This window comes from Hafnia sp. CBA7124, assembly GCF_002355555.1.
Lineage (GTDB): Bacteria > Pseudomonadota > Gammaproteobacteria > Enterobacterales > Enterobacteriaceae > Hafnia > Hafnia alvei.
Genome location: NZ_AP017469.1, coordinates 2,880,308 through 2,900,647, shown reverse-complemented (window position 1 = coordinate 2,900,647; position 20,340 = coordinate 2,880,308). Strand labels below are relative to the sequence as shown.

The 20,340-nt window shown below is 51.8% G+C and carries 15 protein-coding genes and 1 pseudogene; 14 read left to right on the top strand and 2 right to left on the bottom strand.

Going from position 1 to position 20,340, the window contains the following annotated elements:
- The first annotated feature begins 10 nt into the window (after positions 1–10).
- The 7 genes and pseudogenes from CPY98_RS13430 (at position 11) to hybE (ending at position 9,093) form a co-directional block, all read left to right on the top strand.
- On the top strand, positions 11–2,374 hold the full coding sequence (locus CPY98_RS13430; RefSeq protein ID WP_096388063.1) for a TIM-barrel domain-containing protein: 2,364 nt from the start codon (positions 11–13) through the stop codon (positions 2,372–2,374).
- 714 nt (positions 2,375–3,088) lie between these two features.
- Entirely contained in the window at positions 3,089–4,243 is a 1,155-nt protein-coding gene (hybO, locus tag CPY98_RS13425; RefSeq protein ID WP_043494122.1) for a hydrogenase 2 small subunit, read from the top strand.
- Positions 4,244–4,245: 2 nt separating this feature from the next.
- On the top strand, positions 4,246–5,229 hold the full coding sequence (hybA, locus tag CPY98_RS13420; RefSeq protein WP_043494120.1) for a hydrogenase 2 operon protein HybA: 984 nt from the start codon (positions 4,246–4,248) through the stop codon (positions 5,227–5,229).
- Positions 5,222–6,464: pseudogene (gene hybB / locus CPY98_RS13415) on the top strand (Ni/Fe-hydrogenase cytochrome b subunit). Before hybA ends, hybB begins: the two are co-directional and overlap by 8 nt.
- On the top strand, positions 6,406–8,109 hold the full coding sequence (hybC, locus tag CPY98_RS13410; protein WP_025797940.1) for a hydrogenase 2 large subunit: 1,704 nt from the start codon (positions 6,406–6,408) through the stop codon (positions 8,107–8,109). The pseudogene hybB and the gene hybC overlap by 59 nt, the downstream one beginning before the upstream one ends.
- Positions 8,109–8,603: a HyaD/HybD family hydrogenase maturation endopeptidase gene (locus tag CPY98_RS13405; protein WP_046449911.1), complete on the top strand. Its 495-nt coding sequence runs from the start codon at positions 8,109–8,111 to the stop codon at positions 8,601–8,603. The genes hybC and CPY98_RS13405 overlap by 1 nt, the downstream gene beginning before the upstream one ends.
- Positions 8,593–9,093 carry a hydrogenase-2 assembly chaperone gene (gene hybE, locus CPY98_RS13400; protein WP_046360242.1) on the top strand — a complete coding sequence of 167 codons (501 nt, stop codon included), beginning with the start codon at positions 8,593–8,595 and terminating at the stop codon, positions 9,091–9,093. Before CPY98_RS13405 ends, hybE begins: the two co-directional genes overlap by 11 nt.
- A 130-nt stretch (positions 9,094–9,223) precedes the next feature.
- Here the strand turns inward: hybE and CPY98_RS13395 are convergent, their stop codons facing one another.
- The gene (locus CPY98_RS13395; RefSeq protein WP_096388061.1) at positions 9,224–10,723 is read right to left on the bottom strand and encodes a UbiD family decarboxylase; all 1,500 of its coding nucleotides are present in this window, start codon (positions 10,721–10,723) and stop codon (positions 9,224–9,226) included.
- A gap of 198 nt (positions 10,724–10,921) precedes the next feature.
- Between CPY98_RS13395 and CPY98_RS13390 the strand changes: the two genes are divergently transcribed.
- Positions 10,922–11,812: a LysR family transcriptional regulator gene (locus CPY98_RS13390; RefSeq protein WP_025797962.1), complete on the top strand. Its 891-nt coding sequence runs from the start codon at positions 10,922–10,924 to the stop codon at positions 11,810–11,812.
- Positions 11,813–11,893: 81 nt separating this feature from the next.
- Here CPY98_RS13390 and CPY98_RS13385 read toward each other — a convergent pair whose 3' ends face one another.
- Complete coding sequence (locus CPY98_RS13385) at positions 11,894–13,360, bottom strand: C69 family dipeptidase (RefSeq protein WP_096388059.1); 1,467 nt, start codon at positions 13,358–13,360, stop codon at positions 11,894–11,896.
- Positions 13,361–13,677: 317 nt separating this feature from the next.
- On the opposite strand from CPY98_RS13385, the gene CPY98_RS13380 reads away from it, so the two are divergent.
- The 6 genes from CPY98_RS13380 to menC all read left to right on the top strand — a co-directional run bounded on the left by CPY98_RS13380 (position 13,678) and on the right by menC (position 20,340).
- The gene (locus tag CPY98_RS13380; protein ID WP_096388057.1) at positions 13,678–14,190 is read left to right on the top strand and encodes a DUF1097 domain-containing protein; all 513 of its coding nucleotides are present in this window, start codon (positions 13,678–13,680) and stop codon (positions 14,188–14,190) included.
- A 148-nt stretch (positions 14,191–14,338) separates the two neighbouring features.
- Complete coding sequence (gene menF, locus CPY98_RS13375; protein ID WP_096388055.1) at positions 14,339–15,664, top strand: isochorismate synthase MenF; 1,326 nt, start codon at positions 14,339–14,341, stop codon at positions 15,662–15,664.
- Between the two features lie 366 nt (positions 15,665–16,030).
- Entirely contained in the window at positions 16,031–17,710 is a 1,680-nt protein-coding gene (menD, locus tag CPY98_RS13365; protein WP_096388051.1) for a 2-succinyl-5-enolpyruvyl-6-hydroxy-3-cyclohexene-1-carboxylic-acid synthase, read from the top strand.
- A gap of 17 nt (positions 17,711–17,727) precedes the next feature.
- Complete coding sequence (menH, locus tag CPY98_RS13360) at positions 17,728–18,498, top strand: 2-succinyl-6-hydroxy-2,4-cyclohexadiene-1-carboxylate synthase (RefSeq protein ID WP_051874161.1); 771 nt, start codon at positions 17,728–17,730, stop codon at positions 18,496–18,498.
- A 13-nt stretch (positions 18,499–18,511) separates the two neighbouring features.
- Positions 18,512–19,369 carry a 1,4-dihydroxy-2-naphthoyl-CoA synthase gene (menB, locus tag CPY98_RS13355; protein WP_025797973.1) on the top strand — a complete coding sequence of 286 codons (858 nt, stop codon included), beginning with the start codon at positions 18,512–18,514 and terminating at the stop codon, positions 19,367–19,369.
- Positions 19,369–20,340 carry an o-succinylbenzoate synthase gene (menC, locus tag CPY98_RS13350; RefSeq protein WP_043494092.1) on the top strand — a complete coding sequence of 324 codons (972 nt, stop codon included), beginning with the start codon at positions 19,369–19,371 and terminating at the stop codon, positions 20,338–20,340. Before menB ends, menC begins: the two co-directional genes overlap by 1 nt.

Here is a 20,340-nt window from a genome sequence, read left to right as displayed (position 1 = left end):
GAATAACAGAATGAAAACGTTGAAAAACTGGGTTCTGAATCGCCAAGCAGCCGATCACGTTGAGTTAAAAGTCGATGGTCAGCATTTATTCCGCATCTACATTTTAGAGTCAGGGCTGTTTCGCGTGCTGATTAAACAGCGCGGGGAGCTGGCGCTGAACCGTACGTGGAGTATTGCCCCGCAAACGGATGTGCCTTGGGAGGGGCGTGATCGTGAAAGCACCGAGGGTTTCGCACGGCCTGTTTTTGAGCTGGTACAGCGTGATGCTGAACTGTGTATCAGCACCGACAAAATGCGGGTGACGGTACATCAACCGCTGTGGTTAGAGTGGGAATATTGTAACGAGGCAGGTGAATGGCTGCCGCTGGCGGCAGACCGTCCAACCAGCGCTTATTTACTGAATGCGCACGGTGATGGCGTTGCTCATTATCAGCGCCGTTTCCCAACCGAAAGCTACTATGGTTTGGGAGAAAAAGCAGGCGATCTTAACCGCACCGGTGGGCGCTATGAAATGCGCAATTTGGATGCGATGGGTTATAACGCTGCGTCAACCGATCCGCTGTATAAGCATGTTCCGTTCACGATTACGCGCAAAGAAGACGTTAGCTTCGGCCTGTTTTATGACAACCTCAGCAGCACTATGTTGGATCTGGGCAACGAGCTGGATAATTACCATTTAGCCTACCGTCGCTATCAGGCGGAAGCGGGTGACTTAGACTATTACATGTTCGTTGGGCCAAAGGTTCTGGACGTCACTAAAGCCTTTGTGCGACTGACCGGTAAAACATTTTTTGGGCCAAAATGGAGCCTCGGTTATAGCGGCTCAACCATGTATTACACCGATGCACCGGATGCCCAAAATCAGCTGATGAAGTTTATCGAGCTGTGCCGCGAGCACGATATTCCATGTGACTCATTCCAACTGTCGTCGGGTTACACCTCGATTAACAACAAGCGTTATGTCTTCAACTGGAACTACGACAAAGTGCCTCAACCAAAGGTGATGTCACAGGCTTTCCTCGATGCAGGGATCAAACTGGCAGCAAACATCAAACCGTGTTTGTTGCAGGATCACCCTAAATATCAGGAAGTGGCGCAGCAGGGATTATTCATTCGTGATTCAGAATCGGACTGCGCGGAGCGCTCGGTATTCTGGGATGACGAAGGCTCCCACCTTGATTTCACCAACCCCGCTACGGTGAAGTGGTGGCAAGATAACGTGACTCAGCAACTGCTAGAAATGGGCATTGGCTCGACGTGGAATGATAATAACGAATATGAAGTATGGGACGGCGAGGCGCGCTGTCATGGGTTTGGCCAAGAAATTGCGATTAAACAGATCCGTCCGGTGATGCCGCTACTGATGATGCGTGCTTCTTTAGAAGCGCAACAGCGTTTCGCGCCTAAACAGCGGCCTTATCTGATCTCACGCTCCGGCTGTGCGGGCATGCAGCGCTATGTTCAAACGTGGAGCGGCGACAACCGGACAAGCTGGCAGACGTTGCGTTATAACACGCGAATGGGCGTGGGGATGAGTCTGTCTGGCTTATATAATGTGGGTCATGACGTTGGTGGATTCTCCGGCGACAAACCAGATGCCGAGCTGCTTGTGCGCTGGGTTCAAAACGGCGTGATGCACCCACGCTTTACCATTCACTCGTGGAACGACGATCACACGGTAAATGAGCCGTGGATGTATCCGGCGGTGACGCCAGCCATTCGTGATGCCATCGTGCTGCGTTATCGCCTGCTACCGTATTTTTATACCTTGCTGTGGCAGGCGAGTGAAAACGATGAGCCGATGCTGCGTCCGACCTTCCTCGATCATGAAAATGATGCGGCGACCTTCGCAGAAACCGATGATTTTATGTTAGGTAAGGATTTGCTGGTGGCGAGCGTGGTGGAACAAGGACAGCGTCAGCGTGAAATCTATCTGCCTGCCAACGAAAGCGGCTGGTATGATTTCTACACCGGACAATGGTTTAGCGGCGGTCAGTCTATCACCGTGGAGGCTCCTTTAGAGCGCTTACCGCTGGTCGTGCGTGCAGGGGCGATGTTACCGCTGTCTGGACGTACCGCATTCGTAGATGCTGCCGCAGATGATTCTCGCGAACTGATGCTGTTCCCTCCGATGGGTAAAGGTTGCGATCGCGGCATGCTATTTGATGATGATGGTGAAACCTATGCTTGGCGAGAAGGGCAGGCACTGTGGCTTAACTGGGAGATCGCTTCCGATAACCAACGTATAGACGTGACGTTTACCCGCAAAGGTGATTTCCAGCCCGCGTGGAAGGAAATCGTTATCCGTCTGCCGCAAAGCGAACAACGTAAGCTGTATGTGAACGGCGTGCAGTGCACAAGCTATAGCCTTTAAGCCTGTTTAAACCCCACCCTAACCCTCCCCTTCGCAGGGGGAGGGAACTGTTCGGTGATGTTTGTAAGACCCTCAATCTGCTCCTCCCCCTGCAAAGGGAGAGGTTGGGAGGGGGGAATGCCAGCTTATTGTCAGGGGAGGGAACTGTTCGGTGATGTTTGTAAGATCCTCAATCTGCTCCTCCCCCTGCAAAGGGAGAGGTTGGGAGTGGGGAATGCCAGCTTATTGTCAGGGGAGGGAACTGTTCGGTGATGTTTGTAAGGCCCTCGATCTGCTCCTCCCCCTGTGAAGGGGGAGGTTGGGAGGGGGTAAGTCAACTCGTTGCTAAAGGAAGGTTGGGAGGTAATACTATTTCCGCGCCGCTTCCTAAATAATTATTTAACTAAATAAATAAAACTAAATGAATTTAATTTATTTAATTCTAATTTACCGTCATTAATACAAACTACTCTCATTTAGGTATTCCTCTAAATTAAGAAAATTCATACGAAAGTAATCTGAAATCCTATATTTTCAATTTATAGAAATAATATATTGCGGAATATTTGCGCTATTTAATTTCCGCTGAATCGGTTTTATTCACATTATTGGTGTTGACCTTCCACTAATCCTTCTCAACTTGATAAAGATCAACCACAACTAGTAGGGTTAATCCTTAGCATTTCACTACCTAAGCATTCCGCCAGACGAATGCGCATCTAAGGAATACTACGAATGGCTGAGGATAACTTTCTATCCGCTCACGGTGTGAACCGTCGTGACTTCATGAAGTTGTGTGCGGGTATGGCCGCTACACTAGGGCTAAGTTCCAATGCGGCAGCAGAAATGGCTGCGGCAATCACAAATCCACAGAGACCGCCAGTTATCTGGATTGGTGCTCAAGAATGTACCGGCTGTACTGAGTCCCTGTTGCGTGCCACGCACCCAACAATTGAGAACCTGATCCTTAATACTATTTCACTCGAATATCATGAGGTGCTATCTGCGGCTTTCGGACATCAAGCCGAAGAAAATAAACATAACGCGATGAAGCGTTATAAAGGCAAATATGTTCTGGTTGTTGATGGCTCCATTCCGTTAAAAGATGGCGGCGTTTATTGCATGGTCGCCGGTGAACCTATTGTCGATCATATTCGCCGTGCAGCCGCTGATGCGGCAGCGGTTATCGCGATTGGCTCCTGTGCCGCATGGGGTGGTGTTCCTGCCACCGGCGGCAACCCAACCGGTGCGGTAAGCCTTGAAGAAGCCATCGGCAAACCGGTTATCAACATCCCTGGTTGCCCTCCAAACCCGCACAACTTCCTGACGACCGTGGTGTATTACATCACCTACGGCAAGCTGCCTGAGTTAGATAGCAAGCATCGTCCGCTGTTTGCCTATGAACGTTTAATCCACGAAAACTGTGAGCGTCGTCCTCATTTCGATGCTGGGCGTTTTGCCAAAGAGTTTGGTGACCACGGTCATCGCCAAGGCTGGTGTTTGTATCACCTAGGCTGTAAAGGCCCAGAAACCTACGGCAACTGCTCAACGTTGGAATTCTGTGATATCGGCGGCGGCATCTGGCCGGTCGGTATCGGTCATCCGTGCTATGGCTGTAACGAGCAGGGCATTGGTTTCACCAAAGGGATTTTCCAACTGGCGAACGTTGAAAATCCAACGCCGCGCGTGGATAAACCCGGCGTGGCCAACCGCGAAGGTGGACATATTTCACCAACGGCAACTGGCCTGATTGGTGGCGCTTTGGGGATCCTGATTGGGGTCAGCTTGATGACGGTACGTGAGCTTGGTCGCCAGCAAAAGCGCCATGAATCGGAGCGCCAAAACGCTGAGAAAAGCCACGCTGAGCACCACGATTCACGGGGGGAATAACCGTGAATAGAAGAAACTTTATTAAGTTTGCCTCTGCGGGGGCGTTGGCTGCAGGCACGGTGACATCGAACACTGCGCAGGCAGCGGTAGAAAACAAACCGCCGATCCCCGGTGCGGTTGGCATGCTCTATGACTCAACGCTGTGCGTAGGCTGCCAAGCCTGCGTGGCTGAGTGTCAGAAGCTGAACAAAAACCAGATCAATCCTAACGGGCCACAAACGTGGTCTAACAACGATAAATTAACGCCTTACACCAACAACATTATTCAGGTGTGGCAAGACGGCAGCGGCGTTAATAAAGATCAGGTCGAAAACGGCTACGCCTATATCAAAAAACAGTGCATGCACTGCGTCGACCCTAACTGTGTTTCGGTATGCCCAGTACAGGCGCTGAAAAAAGATCCCAAAACCGGCATCGTGCATTACGACCCTGACGTTTGTACGGGCTGTCGTTACTGCATGGTGGGATGTCCGTTCGATATTCCAAAATATGATTATCACAACCCGTTTGGTGAGATTCATAAGTGCCAGCTGTGCGATCAGAAAGGGCTTGAGCGTATTACCAAAGGCCAACTGCCAGGCTGTGTAGAAGTTTGCCCAACCGGCGCGGTTATCTTTGGCACGCGTGACGAGCTGTTGGCTGAGGCTAAAAAGCGTCTGGCGGCAAAACCTGGGGCCGAATATGCCTATCCGCGCCAAACCCTGAACGGTGGTGATAACTATCTGCATCCGCTTGCCAAGTATCAGCCTTATGTCTACGGCGAAAAAGAGGGCGGTGGAACGCAGGTGATAGTGCTGGCGGGGGTGCCGTATGAAAATCTAGGCATGCCGAAACTGGCTGAACTCTCAACTGGCGCACGCTCTGAGCACATTCAGCATACCGTTTATAAAGGCATGATCTTGCCGCTGGTGGTTCTGACAGGTCTGTCGGTCATGATCCGTCGTAACACCAAAAACCACCATGATGGAGATGATGATCATGAGTGAACATAAAGCCAGTCCGTTAGGTGGTCGCCTTGTTAGCTGGCCGGTAATGGTGATGGCGCCCTTCGTGGTGCTATGTGGCATTTTCATCCTCAAACGTTTGATCTTCGGGATTGGCTCCGTTGCCGATCTGAACGGAGGTTATCCATGGGGACTGTGGATTTCATTCGACCTGCTCATCGGCACAGGTTTTGCCTGTGGTGGTTGGGCGCTTGCGTGGGCGGTATACGTTTTCAACCGAGGTGAATATCACCCGCTGGTGCGTCCCGCGCTGTTGGCGAGCCTGTTCGGTTATTCGTTAGGGGGATTATCAATCACCATTGACGTGGGCCGTTACTGGAACCTGCCTTATTTCTATCTGCCAGGACACTTTAATACCTCGTCGGTGCTGTTTGAAACCGCGGTATGTATGACGGTGTATATCGGCGTGATGGCGCTGGAGTTTGCGCCTGTCGTACTGGAGAAATTTGGCTGGAAAGTGCCAATGAAGTGGCTGAATAAAATCATGTTCTTCATTCTGGCACTCGGCGCGCTGCTGCCAACCATGCACCAATCTTCAATGGGATCGTTGATGATTGCTGCGGGGAATAAAATTCATCCGCTGTGGCAAAGCTACGAGCTGCTGCCGGTGTTCTCATTGCTGACGGCATTCATTATGGGCTTCTCCATTGTGGTGTTTGAAGGTTCGCTGGTACAGGCAGGGTTAGCAGGTAAAGGCCCGAATGAAAAGCCGCTGTTCTATCGACTGACGCAGGTTATCGATATTTTCCTGATCCTGTTCGTTGCGCTGCGCTTCGCGGAAATTGTGCTGCGAGATAAATCAGAGTACCTCTCACAGTGGAATCGCTACTCCATTTCATTCTGGTGCGAAATTGGGCTGATGCTCTTCCCGCTGCTGGTATTCCATTGGGACAGATTCCGCCGCGATTCGCGCATGCTGTTCCTTGGCGCGCTAAGTATGCTGCTGGGTGCTGCGCTGTGGCGTATGAACTACTCACTGCTGGCGTTCAATCCGGGCAATGGTTACCACTATTTCCCAACGTCAGAAGAACTTCTGATTTCAGTCGGCTTTGTGGCGATTGAAGTCTGTGCCTATTTGTTGCTAATCCGGATTTTACCGGTGTTGCCATCGCTTGAACGTGTACATAAAGATTATCAGGCCCGAGGGAAAGCTAAAGTATGAGCCAACGTATCACTATCGACCCGATCACCCGTATCGAGGGCCATCTACGCATTGACTGCGAAATTGAAAACGGCAAAGTCACCAAGGCTTGGTCATCCGGCACCATGTGGCGCGGGATGGAAGAGATTGTCAAAGGCAACGACCCGCGCGATGCGTGGATGATTGTTCAGCGTATTTGCGGCGTATGTACCACCATCCACGCCATTGCTTCAGTGCGCGCGGTGGAAAATGCGATCGGCGCTGAAGTGCCGGTGAACGCGCAGCATATCCGTAATCTGATCGTGGCAGCCCATAGCATCCATGACCACATTGTGCATTTTTACCAGCTGTCGGCGCTGGACTGGGTGGACATCACCTCTGCGCTGAACGCCGATCCTAAAAAATGCGAAGCCATGCTGAAAGGTGTTTCAACGTGGTCGCTGAATAGCTCGGAAGAGTTCACCAAGGTACAGCAGAAAATCCGCGACTTGGTGGCCAGTGGTCAACTGGGTATTTTTGCCAACGGCTATTGGGGCCACAAGGCGATGAAACTGTCGCCAGAAGTAAACCTGATTGCGGTTGCCCACTACCTGCAGGCGCTTGAATGCCAACGTGATGCAAACCGCGTAGTGGCGATTTTAGGCGGTAAATCCCCACATATCCAAAACTTGGCCGTGGGTGGCGTGGCTAACCCAATCAATCTGGATGCGCCAAGCGTGCTGAATCTGGAACGTTTGATGTATGTGAAGATGTTTATTGAACGTCTGGGTGAGTTCATTGAGCAGGTTTACAAAGTGGATGCGGCAATTATTGCGGCAAACTACCCAGAATGGCTGTCATTGGGCGAAGGTGCGAAGCACTATCTGAGCGTGCCAGAGCTGCCAACCGATGCCAAAGGCGGTAGCTTCCTGCTGCCGGGCGGCTACATTGAAAATGGTGATATGGCTAACTATCGCCCAATCACCAGCCATCAGGATGAATGGTTGATCGACGGTATTGCCGAAAGCTGCAAACACTCTTGGTATAAAGACGATGCAATTTTAAAGCCGTGGGAAGGCAAAACCGAACCGAACTACACTGGCTGGCAGGATGAAGGTAAGTACTCATGGGTGAAATCCCCAACCTTCTACGGCAAAGTGGTAGAAGTCGGCCCGCTGGCCGATCTGCTGGTGAAACTGGCGGCTAAGCATCCTGATACGGTGAAACACTTCAATGAAGTGAACGGTCTGTATAAAACGCTGAATGGCAAAGCATTACAAACCGAGCAGTTGCATTCCACCATGGGACGCATTATTGGTCGTGCGGTGCGCTGCTGCGTACTGAAAGATACCCTGCTGCAACAGTGGCAGGCGCTGATCGACAACATCGGCAAAGGCGATCACGTTGCCTTTATCAAGCCTGAAATTTTGGAAGATAAAGAGTATCGCGGCGTCGGTTTTGAAGAAGCGCCGCGCGGCATGCTTTCGCATTGGATCGTGATTAAAGGCGGCAAGATCGAAAACTATCAGGCGGTTGTGCCTTCCACATGGAACTCTGGCCCGCGTAACACCAACGACGAGCCGGGCCCGTATGAGCAAGCGCTCATCGGCACGCCTATCGAAGATATCGAAAAACCGTTGGAAGTGGTGCGCACCGTGCACTCCTTTGACCCATGCATGTCTTGTGCGGTGCACGTGGTGGACACGCGCGGTGGCGAAGTGACCAAGGTCAAGGTGCTGTGATGAATACGCTGATCTTAGGTATTGGCAACCTATTGCTCAGCGATGAGGCGGTTGGCGTGCGCATCATTGAGCGCCTAGAACGCGATTTCCGTTTTCCTGAGGGCATTGAGCTGATGGACGGCGGAACCGCGGGCATGGAGCTGATGGAGTACATGGCTAGCCGCGATCATCTGATTGTGGCCGATGCGGTCCTCAGCGATAGCGCACCCGGCAGCGTCATTACGCTGTGTGACGACGAAGTTCCGGCATTTTTTAGCCGGAAAATTTCACCACATCAACTTGGGCTGTGCGACGTGCTTTCTGCGTTGCATCTCACCGATGAGTTTCCACAGCGCTTAACGCTGGTGGGCGTGGTGCCAGAGTCTCTGGAGCCGCATATTGGTCTGACGTCGGCGATTGAGGCGGCGATCCCTGTAGCCATGGATCGTATTGTCCAGCTTCTGCGTAACGATGGTTGCCAAATAGAGCATAAAGGAGCGGTACATGCCTTCTGAACATGATTTGACCGCTATCGGTGCTGATGAATTTTGGGGTTTTGAGCAAAATCCTGCCGATCTTTTGATAGAACAGTACCAACAGATTGCGCAGGAAGAGATGGCGACGCTGCCGTTCTATCGTGCCGAAATGCCGATCGTGGTTGAGATGCAGCAGCATGAAGGGCAGTGGCTCGGCACGGTATTAACGCCGTGGATGCTAAGCGTGGTGATTTTGCCGGGGCCGGATCAGGTTTGGTCTTTGCGCAAACTCGGCGAGCGAATTGCGCTTTCCCTGCCGCGTGGCGACATGACGTTTATGGTCGGTGAATTACCTAAAACCGGCCAGCTGTTGTCCTGCTCATTGATGTCGCCGATTGAACCGCATATCAGCGCAGATGAAGGCAGGGCACTCGTGACGGATACGTTGAAGATGCTGCTGTCGTTACCGGTGCAGGATAGCAGCGTGAGCGTAAATCTGTCCCGACGTGCCTTATTTTCTAAATCTTAAACTCAACGCGTTGAGTCAGAATTAAAAGCCCTAAAGGCGCTATAAAAGTAGTCGTGTTATTATATCGCCGAACCCAAATTCATAGGGTTCGGCATTTTTTTATCCACCTTTTACCCTCTATCGCCAGTGATTATTTAAAATCAGGCAGGAAGCGTTTCACATCCACCTCTTTGAAACGAGAACGCTCGAAGTGGGCTTTCAAATGGAACGGAACCGTACAGTCAAAAATGGTCTTACATGACATCCCTTCTTGCAAAATGGAGGGGCTGTAGTCTGGCATCTGTGAAGGATCGAGCGGATGGCAGCGAACGCCGGGAATGAAAATCGTATCCACATCGCCTTGATAACGGGTCTGCATTGCCCACATCACGTCGTCGCTGTCGAAAATATCGACATCTTCATCGACGAGAATAACGTGCTTCAACTCAGAGAAGGCAGCGAAAGCCAGCAACGCGGCTTGCCGCTGGCGACCTTCGTCTACGGCGGCGCTTTTCTTAAACTGCATCACCGCTAGTAACTTTCCCCCGCCCGCAGAATGGGCAAAGACGTTGAGAAGTTTGCCCGGCATGGCGCGTTCAACCATATCTAAAATGCTGGCTTCGGTGGGTATACCCGCCATATTCACATGCTCTTCGCCTGGGCCAATGGTGGTACGCCAGATAGGGTTGAAGCGATGGGTTACGGCCTTGACTTTAATGACCGGCAGCGCATCTTTGGCCGCGCCGGTATAGCCGGGGAATTCAGGCATTGCCTTGCCGGTATTGGTGTTTTGATCTTCGCGCAGCCGTACATTGGGCAAGAGTTCGCCTTCAATCACAATCTCGGCGTGGGCAATGGCTTTTTCATTGATGGTTTTGCACTGAACCATTTCAACGGCGTGGCCGCGCAGGGCACCCGCAATACTCAGTTCGTCAAAGCCAAGCGGCGTGGTTGGGGGTTCAAAGCAGGCGGCGATTTCAATTGCGGGATCGACCCCAATGCTGATTGAAATCGGTAATGGTTTTCCCTGCGCTTCAGCCTTCATGCGGAAGGCATCGATGTGGCGACCGGGCGTGAGCCACATCGAAAGCTCGTCGCGGCTTTGCACGCACAGGCGATGGATGGTGATGTCAGATTCATGCGTGTCGGGATCGGAGGCGTAGCACAGCCCCATGGTGATATACGGACCGGCGTCTTCTTCGGTGTTGGTTGGTGCTGGCAGCAGTTTGCGTAGGTCAAAATCTGCATCGTCGGCGAAATGAATCACCTGCTGGCACAGCGCTTTATCAGCACCCACCGTCACGGGCGCGACGGCATTTTTCACCGAGTTTCTCAGCAGATGCCCCAGATTTTCAGGTTCGCAGTTGAGAAAATGTCCTACGCGGCTGCGTGAACCATTCAAACCAATGGCGACGCTAATATCGTTGAATCCTTTAATTTTGTTGAACACCATGGCAGGGCCATTTTTACGCGTTGGGCGCAGGCAGGTTCCACCTGCGCCTACGTAGCGATACACGCCGGATAGTTCAGCGCACGGATCGACTTCAACATCGGTAGAGACTAATTCGCCGGGCTGTGCGGCTAAAAAAGCCAGCGCGGAGCGTAAATCATGAATGGGGTTTTTGATTTTATTATTCGGTGTATTGTCCATTATTCTGCCTTGAGATAAGAGGGCGTTGGTTAGGAATAGATATATTCTTAATTGAATTTCAAGACCAATACCGTTTCGATCATAGTGGCTATACCGATACTCTCTATTCTTGCCGTGGAATATTGCCGTGGAGTATTAGTCAGTGTGGCTTTACGGTGCGAAACTTGTGGGGTGAAAATGATAAAGGGAAGCGCGTAAGTGGATCTGAAAAGGCTGAAATACTTTTGTAAGGTGGTGGAGCAGGGATCGATTAGCCAAGCAGCAAGGGCGCTGAATATGGCTCAACCGCCGTTGAGTAAAAGGATCCAAGAGCTGGAAGATGAGCTCAACGCTCCGTTATTTGTACGCAATGGTAATCGTCTAGAAACAACCGAGGCCGGCTATTATCTTTATCGCAAAGCCTGCGATATTTTACGCCAGATAGAAGATACGGCGCGGGAAACCAAACTTCTCTCGAATCGTGAAACCAAAGTTTTAAAAGTGGGGCTCACGCATCTATTTCAGCGCTATTTTAAGCCGCTGCTCTTGGAACTACATCGACGTAATCCCGATGCTGAATTACATATTTCAGTGCTCGATTCGAGCTATCTGGAATCGCATTTGAATGAGGGGTTAATTGATGTTGCGCTGATTCAAAAACCGAGAAAATTTGAGGGATTTGACTGCATCACGTTTCCTCCGATCCCCGTTGTAGCCGTGATATCTCACAAGCTGTTAGCCGAAGCGCCTGTTTCGCCCTTTCCCTATCTCGCGCTAAGCCAGTTTCCTCTGGTTTTATTGCATCGCGCTAAAGATGCCGGAACCGATGAGATTTTATTGGATCACTTTCATAAAGGCGGTAAGCATCCCCATGTGATTATGCATATTACCCAGCCGGAGGCGATTCTAGATTGGATCGAGTCTGGACTTGCCGCGGCGACGCTGCTGCCGGCGTCAGAGGTGGATGCCAGCAAACTCAGTCATAGCTATGTTGTTGAAGTTTTTCCTTCCCCCATGGTGTTTTTCCCCGCGCTGGTGAAAACGCCCGTCACGCCTTATACCCAAGAGATGATGGAAATTATCCAAAAGGGCTATCCATTTCAGAAGTGAATAAGGGCCAATATGGTGAGAGGGATGGCCGGAAACTCTCGATACGCTCCCGGCCCTGATGATTCTTTGCTTGCGCCGCTGTTATGCGCCTTCGAAGTGATATTTCATGTCGGTATCGTGGGTCATTTGCGTCATGACTTGGCGAGTCAGCTGTTCTGTCAGACTCAGCGCATCCTGCATCACTTTATCTTCAAATGTTTGCAGCACTTTTTGCGCTTGCTGCGGCTGAGACTGATAGAGTTTTAGATACTCTTTTTCCATCGCCGTTTGCTGAACCGCCGTATTTTTCTCAAACTCGGCATAGGCCTTTTCGACCTCAGGCGCATAGGCGTTGTAGTTTTGCATCACGAGCGTTTGCAGCTGGCGATATTTCCAACTCACTGAATCATCACTGAATTTGTTGGTACCTTTATCATAGCCAGCAAGATAGTGCTCCATACCTTGGTAATAGGGAACATAAACGCTGAGCGACGGCATGCCGATGGCAACGTAGGCCACTTCACCAATGGCTTTTGGGAGTTTTGGCCGTACCTGAAGCACGTGAGATTCTTGGGTGCGGAATACGGAAATTGGGCGATAAGGCTCTTTGGGATTGTTGTTGGCATACGGGTCGTGCGCCGTTCCCTGATAGTGATTACGCAGCGCGGTCTGAACATCGGCAACGGAAATTTTATGCGCGGGTTTTAAGAAGACTGGGAACGCGGTGCCATCGGTGATGGTGGTTTTCAGATCCGGATTGAACATGTGCTGCACTGTCCAAACGCGTGGGTAGTTGTAGGTGACATCGTTTTCAACGTCTTGCGAATAGGCTTTATGGAAATCAAACTCGCCGTCTTTGAGGTTGTATAAACCGTGCTGTTCGGCAAAGCTGATCAGCGTTTTTGATCCCAGATAGTTGGCTTTGTCTTCAGGGTTATAATTTCTTAAACGTCCCTGATTGGCTGACACAAAATATTGGTCGCGCGGTAGTTTGGCGGCCATCCACTGATGACCGCTGCCGGTTTCTAAATACCAAACTTCATGTTCATCAACAAAAGCTACGCCAAACCCTTCACCGGCACCTTTTTCTTCAATGATTTTACCCAGAAGTTCGGCACCTTCACGCGCACTATGAATTCTCGGCAGGATCACGTTTTCGATAGCGTCTTCGGTGATGCCGGTTTTCTCTACGTAAGGATCGAACTTAAGCACCTGCTGGCCGTTATAGATGGTTTCGGTTGCGGTCATACCAACGCCCGCTTCATTAAATCCGACTTCACCCATGGATAAATCGTTAGTGTCAAAATCTGATATCGCGCTGTAGCGCAGCGATGTTTCCGGCAATGGATAGGTAAAGCCGTTGGCGTGGGATTTAAATTCACCTTTTTGATGCTCAGCGCGAGGATGAATCAGAAAGTGTTTCGGGTTATTAGCGGAATAGTCTTCATTGCGCGCGACGATAAAAGAACCGTCGCTGGAGGCTTCATTACCCACCAAAATGGTGGTACATGCCATTGCAGGAGGAACCAGTAGAGCAGGAATGACGGCGGAGAGAATGTGTTTTTTCATCGGAATCGTGGCCTTTCGTCATGCGTGAGAGAAATTTTTTAGGCTTTTAACCTATGCCTCTGATTTTGATATGACAATAAATGGGCACGATTCTATTGGATGATGGCTGTCTGGTTTTATGGCCAGATTGGCCGGTTAAGTGTCCATTCTCGTGAGGCGTCACGCAGTTAGGTGGCGAAAAAAACAACTTTATTTGTGATTAAAATCACAATAAAATGTAATCATACAAACACATCACTTTGCATTTGTGATGCTGGTCAATGAATATCCTGTTCTCATCGGTAAACTACTTTTTTTGAATACGTGAGATTTCCATCATGAATGTTTTGGTTGCTATTGCCATCACTACCGGCATCCTTTCTGGCATTTGGGGCTGGGTCGCGGTGAGCCTTGGGCTGTTAAGCTGGGCGGGTTTTCTCGGTTGTACGGCCTATTTCGCCTGTCCGCAGGGCGGATTGAAAGGTTTTGGCATCAGCCTATGTACGCTGCTTAGCGGTGTATTCTGGGCTGAAGTGATCATTTATGGTGGGGCTCTACGCCCAGAGTGGACGATCATAGGCTACGTACTGATCGGGATCGTGGCTTTTCTGATGTGCATTCAGGCGCAACAGCGCTGGCTGGCGTTTGTTCCCGGTACCTTTATCGGCGCGTGCGCCACCTTCGCAGCAAACGGCGATTGGCAGATGGTGGTTCCTTCGCTGCTAGTGGGCTTAGTCTTTGGCTATGCGATGAAAAACAGCGGATTGTGGCTAGCGGCACGTAAGCAGCGTCAGGCAGAACGACAAAAAGTGGAAGCGCAGACAGAAGCGGCGAGCCAAGAAGTTCCTTAATTCGCGTTTTTCTCCCTTCAAATGTTAACAGCTGGCGGGTTTTTCACCACTTACTCGCTGGCTGTGCCGATAACTCTTCTGGTTGCTTTCCTTCTTATCAATCCACCGTATAATTCTTCACTTCTTCTTAAAGCCGCCCGAGGTTGTCGTGGTTCATCTTTCCGTCCTGGTAGAACGCATCATTCCTTTGTTACGCCAAGCCGCTGCCGAGCAATCGGGGCTGGTACGTATTGCGCTGCCTTGCAGTTTGAAAGATGGAACCCAAATGTTGGAGTGGTTGGCGTCGCAGCCGCTGTTTCCACAATTCTACTGGCGACACCGCGATGGCGCGGAAGAAGCCGCAGTGTGTGGTGCGGTGCGTACGTTTACCGACGCCGAGCAGGCGCAGAAATTTGTTCAAGAAAATGGCTGTCCTGAGCTTCGTATCTGGGGGCTAAACGCGTTTGGTCAGGTTGAGCTGGATGGCTACGGCACGATCAACAGCCTGCTGTTTTTGCCGCGCATCGCGCTGATGCGTCATGCTGGTCAGGCGGAGCTGGTGGTGTACCTATACGGTGAAACATCACTGACGCAAGATCTGGAACTCGCGCTGCGTGATTTAGCTGCGCTGTGCGCTATTCAGCCATTGCCAACCTTACAAACCGACGTTCTCGCTGCGCGCCATCAACCCGATCATGATGCTTGGTGTAATTTACTCAATAATGCGCTGGCTGAAATTGAACATAAAGCCTTTGAAAAAGTGGTACTGGCACGCCGTACGACGTTAAAGCTTTCGCTACCGCTGCGCGCTGCTCAATTTTTAGCGGCAAGCCGCGCGGTGAATCATCGTTGCTACCACTTCATGCTGGCGTTAGCGCCGGAGCGGGCGTTTTTAGGCTCTTCGCCGGAAAGACTATATCGTCGCCAAAACTTATCGCTGGAAACGGAGGCCTTGGCTGGCACCGTAGCCAGCGGTAACAGCGATGCACAAGCGCAAGAAAATGCGCAGTGGCTGATGTCAGACCGGAAAAACCAGCACGAAAATTTACTGGTTGTGGATGATATTTGCCAGCGTTTGCAGGGTGGGGCGCAAGCGCTTGATGTGATGCCTGCTGAAATTATTCGTTTGCGTAAGGTTCAGCATTTGCGTCGGCCAATTCATGCCACGCTGGTGCAGTCTAACGATGCTGATTGTCTGCGCCGCTTGCAGCCTACCGCTGCTGTAGCCGGATTGCCGCGCGAACCCGCGCGCCAGTTCATCATGCAAGATGAACCCTTCGATCGCGGCTGGTATGCTGGCTCGGCGGGTTATTTGGCGCAGGATCAGGCTGAGTTTGCCGTCGCGTTGCGCTCGGCGTTAATTGAGCATGATCATATTCATCTTTATGCCGGAGCGGGCATCGTGGCGGGATCGGATCCTGAACAAGAGTGGCTAGAGATTGAAAACAAAGCGGCTGGTTTGAGAACGCTGCTGGAAAGTGATATTTCGCTGTAATCTGGTAAAGTTTTGCGCCGATCATAAGGGCTCTGCGTTGCGAGTCTTTAAGGCGCGCTTTGTTCCATTTCTTTGCTTCGTGCGCTTATCTTTGCTGTCCTCAAGCCATACGGATCCTCTGGTTTTATATACTCCCCTTAGCTGATTGTGGTCTTGGGCTCGCTGGTGTAACATATTGCCGCATAATCCCTTTTGATTTTCTTTCAAAAACATGAAGTTACTCTACGTTATGGTTTTGTAAGACATAGTTTTGTAAGACCTTCAAATTGCGAACAAATTAACGGCTTTATCATTCTCGAGCTCAGATGGGGGTCGGTGAATGGACTAAGCTGAGAAAACCCTTTTTAACCAGACTGCTGAGCCGCCATGTCGACAAGTGTATTTAACCGCCACTGGGCCGCGTTGTTACTGGAGGCGTTAACCCGCCACGGTGTTCGCCATATCTGTATTGCTCCCGGCTCCCGTTCTACGCCGCTAACGCTTGCGGCGGCCGCTAATCCCCAACTGATTTGTCATACGCATTTTGATGAGCGTGGTTTGGGTCATTTGGCGCTTGGGCTGGCGAAAGCTTCCGGCGAGCCGGTTGCCGTTATCGTCACATCGGGTACGGCGGTTGCGAATCTGTATCCCGCGGTGATTGAAGCAGGTCTGACCGGTGAACGTCTGGTTATGCTGACCGCCGACCGTCCGCCAGAACTTATCGACTGCGGTGCCAATCAGGCCATTCGTCAAAACGATATTTTTGCGTCTCATCCTAAACAAACCCTGAATCTGCCAAGGCCGACGCCGGATATCCCCGCTCGCTGGTTGGCTTCGACCATCGACAGCGCGATGGCGCAGCTGAGCCACGGCGCATTGCATGTGAACTGTCCTTTTGCTGAACCGTTATACGGTGATGACGATGGTTCAGCCGATGCGTGGTCGAAAACGCTGGGTGAATGGTGGCAGGATCCACGCCCGTGGCTGCGGGAGACTGATCTGCATGCGCGCACTGCGGTAAAACAGCCTGACTGGTTTTACTGGCGGCAAAAACGCGGTGTGATCTTAGCGGGCAGAATGAGCGCCGAAGAGGGCGATCAAGTTTCACTATGGGCTGAGCTGCTCGGCTGGCCGCTGATTGGCGATGTTTTATCGCAAAGCGGCCAACCTTTACCCTGTGCGGATTTATGGCTAGCTAATCCAAAAGCTCAGTCGTTATTAGAGCAGGCGCAGGTGGTTATCCAATTCGGCAGCAGCCTAACGGGAAAACGCTTGTTGCAGTGGCAGGCAAGCTGCGAACCGCAAGAATATTGGCTGATCGATCCGCTGGAAGGTCGCTTGGATCCGGCGAATCACTATGGTCGCCGCGTGATCGCCTCTATCGCTGATTGGTTAGAGCTACATCCTGCGCAGCCGCGTGCGCCGTGGGCACCTGAGTTGGAACTGTTGGCGGATACTGCCCAGCAGTGTGTGACTGAATATCTCGATGAACATTTTGGCGAGGCGCAGGTGGCGCAGCGCATCCCTGAACTATTGCCTGAAAATGGTCAGTTGTTCGTCGGTAATAGCCTGATTGTTCGCCTGATTGATGCGTTTGCTCAGCTTCCTGCGGGATACCCGGTTTATAGCAACCGTGGTGCCAGCGGCATCGATGGGCTGATTTCTACCGCCGCGGGCGTGCAGCGCGCCACGGCGAAACCGACGCTGGCGATCGTTGGCGATCTCTCCGCGCTTTACGATCTCAATGCGTTAGCGCTGTTGCGTCACTGCTCTGCGCCAACGGTATTTATCGTGGTGAATAACAACGGCGGCCAGATTTTCTCCATGCTGCCAACGCCAGAAGCCGAGCGTGAACGCTTTTATTTGATGCCGCAGGACGTGGAGTTCCAGCATGCTGCTGCGATGTTCAAACTAGCCTATGCCCAGCCACAAAGCTGGGATGATCTGGTTGATGCGGTGCAGCAAGGCTGGCGTCGCGCGGGGGCTACGCTGATTGAGCTACAGGTTTCTCCTAGCGAAGGCGCGGAAACGCTGCGCGATCTGTTGGCTCAGGTAAAAGCACTGTGATTTTGGCCGCGACATACATCCTTTGCGGTTCAAACATTGCGGCTCAAACGCGTGCGGGATCTTCTCCGACTTTAGTCTGGCTGCATGGATTTTTAGGTGAGGGCAGCGAATGGCGAGATTTTGCCGCTCAGCTCCCCGAGTTTTCACATCTGCTGGTTGATCTCCCCGGCCATGGGCGTTCGGCACAACTCTCCGTAGACGGTTTTGCCGCCGTGGATGCCGCTTTGCGGGCTACCTTGGCGCATTATGATATTTCATCCTATGCGCTTATCGGCTACTCATTGGGCGGACGTGTGGCGATGTACCACGCGGCTCAGTATCCCAAAGGATTAAAAGCCTTGCTGATCGAAGGCGGAAATCCGGGATTGAAAACGCAAGCCGAACGGGTAGCCAGAATTGAAAACGACGCGCGTTGGGCGGAACGTTTTCGCCAACAGCCGATGCCGGAAGTTCTTCAGGCATGGTATCGCCAGCCTGTATTTGCCGAACTGAGCGATCCTGAACGTCACCGGTTGGTGACACTGCGCGCGGCGCAGAACGGCGAGCCTTTGGCTACAATGCTTGAGTCAACGTCGCTGGGCAAACAGCCCTTGCTCACCGAACAGCTGAAAACGCTGGCTATTCCCTTTGTCTATTTATGCGGTGAGCGTGACGCTAAGTTTCAGCAGCTTGCCGCCGAATCTGATTTGCCGGTGCGAACGATTGCAGGCGCCGGTCATAACGCACATCGCGCGAATCCTGACGAGTTTGTTGCTCAGGTGCGTGACTTTTTTACCCCACTTCTTTAACAGGAATCTGACTATGCTGTATCCAAGCGAACAAGAGCTGTATGCACCGATTGAGTGGCAGGACTGCTCTGCTGATTTTGAAGATATTCTCTACCATAAATCGGCAGACGGTATCGCTAAAATCACCATCAACCGCCCACAGGTGCGCAACGCTTTCCGCCCTCAGACGGTTAAAGAAATGATTCAGGCCATGTCTGATGCTCGCTATGACGACCATATCGGCACCATCATTCTGACCGGTGCGGGCGATAAAGCATTTTGCTCCGGCGGTGACCAAAAGGTTCGTGGCGACTACGGCGGCTACAAAGACGCAAGCGGCACCCATCACCTGAACGTGCTGGATTTCCAGCGTCAGATCCGTACCTGTCCTAAGCCAGTGGTCGCTGCAGTAGCAGGTTACTCCATCGGTGGCGGTCACGTGCTGCACATGATGTGCGATTTGACCATTGCGGCAGAAAATGCGGTCTTTGGTCAAACCGGGCCTAAAGTCGGTTCCTTCGACGGTGGCTGGGGCGCTTCTTATATGGCACGTATCGTCGGCCAGAAAAAAGCGCGTGAAATCTGGTTCCTGTGCCGTCAGTACAATGCACAAGAAGCGCTGGATATGGGCTTGGTTAACACCGTGGTGCCTTTGGCCGATCTGGAAAAGGAAACCGTGCGCTGGTGTCGTGAAATGCTGCGCAATAGCCCAATGGCGCTGCGCTGCCTGAAAGCTGCCTTGAACGCAGACTGCGATGGTCAAGCCGGTCTGCAAGAGCTGGCGGGTAACGCCACTATGCTGTTCTACATGACCGATGAAGGTCAGGAAGGACGTAACGCGTTTAACGAAAAACGTGAACCTGATTTCTCTAAATTCAAGCGTAACCCGTAATGCGACAGGTCACACTTTACCGTTACAGCCTGCCCATGGATGCAGGCGTCATTCTGCGCAACCAGCGGCTAAAAACTCGTGACGGGTTGATAGTGTGCCTGCGCGAGGGTGAACAGGAAGGCTGGGGCGAAATTGCCCCTTTGCCTGAGTTTAGTCATGAGACGTTAGAACAGGCGCAGGAAGCGGTGTTGGCTGATTTGCAGCAGTGGGCCGCAGGCCAGCAGCCTAATGAAAATGCGCTGCCTTCGGTGGCGTTCGGTATGAGCTGCGCGTTGGCTGAGCTTTCAGGCTCACTGCCAACGGAGGCTGACTATCGCAAAGCCCCACTGTGTTCCGGCGACCCCGACGAATTGTTTGCGGTGCTGCAGGCTATCCCCGGCGAGAAAGTGGCTAAGGTGAAAGTCGGTTTGTATGAAGCGGTGCGCGACGGCATGGTGGTTAACGTGCTGCTAGAGGCATTGCCCGATCTAAAACTACGTTTGGATGCTAACCGCAGTTGGACACGGGCTAAAGCCGATGGATTTGCCAAATATGTGAATCCTGAATGGCGTAACCGTATCGCATTTCTGGAAGAGCCGTGTAAAACCCGCGATGAATCGCGTGATTTTGCACGTCAAACCGGCATTGCTATTGCGTGGGATGAAAGCGTACGTGAGCCTGATTTCCGCGTTGAAGCTGAAGAGGGCGTGGCGGCCATTGTTATCAAACCGACCTTAACCGGCAGTTTGCAGCGCTGTCAGCAGCTGATTTCTCAGGCGCATCAGGTCGGTCTGGATGCCGTTATCAGTTCTAGCATTGAATCGAGCCTTGGGCTGACTCAACTGGCTCGCGTGGCGGCATGGCTCACGCCTAACACCGTCCCCGGTTTGGATACGTTAGATCTGATGCAGGCTCAGCTTATCCGCCCTTGGCCGGAAAACACGTTGCCGCTGCAGACCGTTTCTTCATTAGATGTGGTATGGCGTTCTTAG

Bases quoted from the DNA above. Each gene is read 5' to 3' on its own strand.
- menB (WP_025797973.1), top strand. From the start codon at position 18,512: ATGCTGTATCCAAGCGAACAAGAGCTGTATGCACCGATTGAGTGGCAG.
- hybC (WP_025797940.1), top strand. From the start codon at position 6,406: ATGAGCCAACGTATCACTATCGACCCGATCACCCGTATCGAGGGCCAT.
- menD (WP_096388051.1), top strand. From the start codon at position 16,031: ATGTCGACAAGTGTATTTAACCGCCACTGGGCCGCGTTGTTACTGGAG.
- CPY98_RS13380 (WP_096388057.1), top strand. From the start codon at position 13,678: ATGAATGTTTTGGTTGCTATTGCCATCACTACCGGCATCCTTTCTGGC.
- menC (WP_043494092.1), top strand. From the start codon at position 19,369: ATGCGACAGGTCACACTTTACCGTTACAGCCTGCCCATGGATGCAGGC.
- hybE (WP_046360242.1), top strand. From the start codon at position 8,593: ATGCCTTCTGAACATGATTTGACCGCTATCGGTGCTGATGAATTTTGG.
- CPY98_RS13430 (WP_096388063.1), top strand. From the start codon at position 11: ATGAAAACGTTGAAAAACTGGGTTCTGAATCGCCAAGCAGCCGATCAC.
- CPY98_RS13385 (WP_096388059.1), bottom strand. From the start codon at position 13,360: ATGAAAAAACACATTCTCTCCGCCGTCATTCCTGCTCTACTGGTTCCT.
- CPY98_RS13405 (WP_046449911.1), top strand. From the start codon at position 8,109: ATGAATACGCTGATCTTAGGTATTGGCAACCTATTGCTCAGCGATGAG.
- CPY98_RS13395 (WP_096388061.1), bottom strand. From the start codon at position 10,723: ATGGACAATACACCGAATAATAAAATCAAAAACCCCATTCATGATTTA.
- hybO (WP_043494122.1), top strand. From the start codon at position 3,089: ATGGCTGAGGATAACTTTCTATCCGCTCACGGTGTGAACCGTCGTGAC.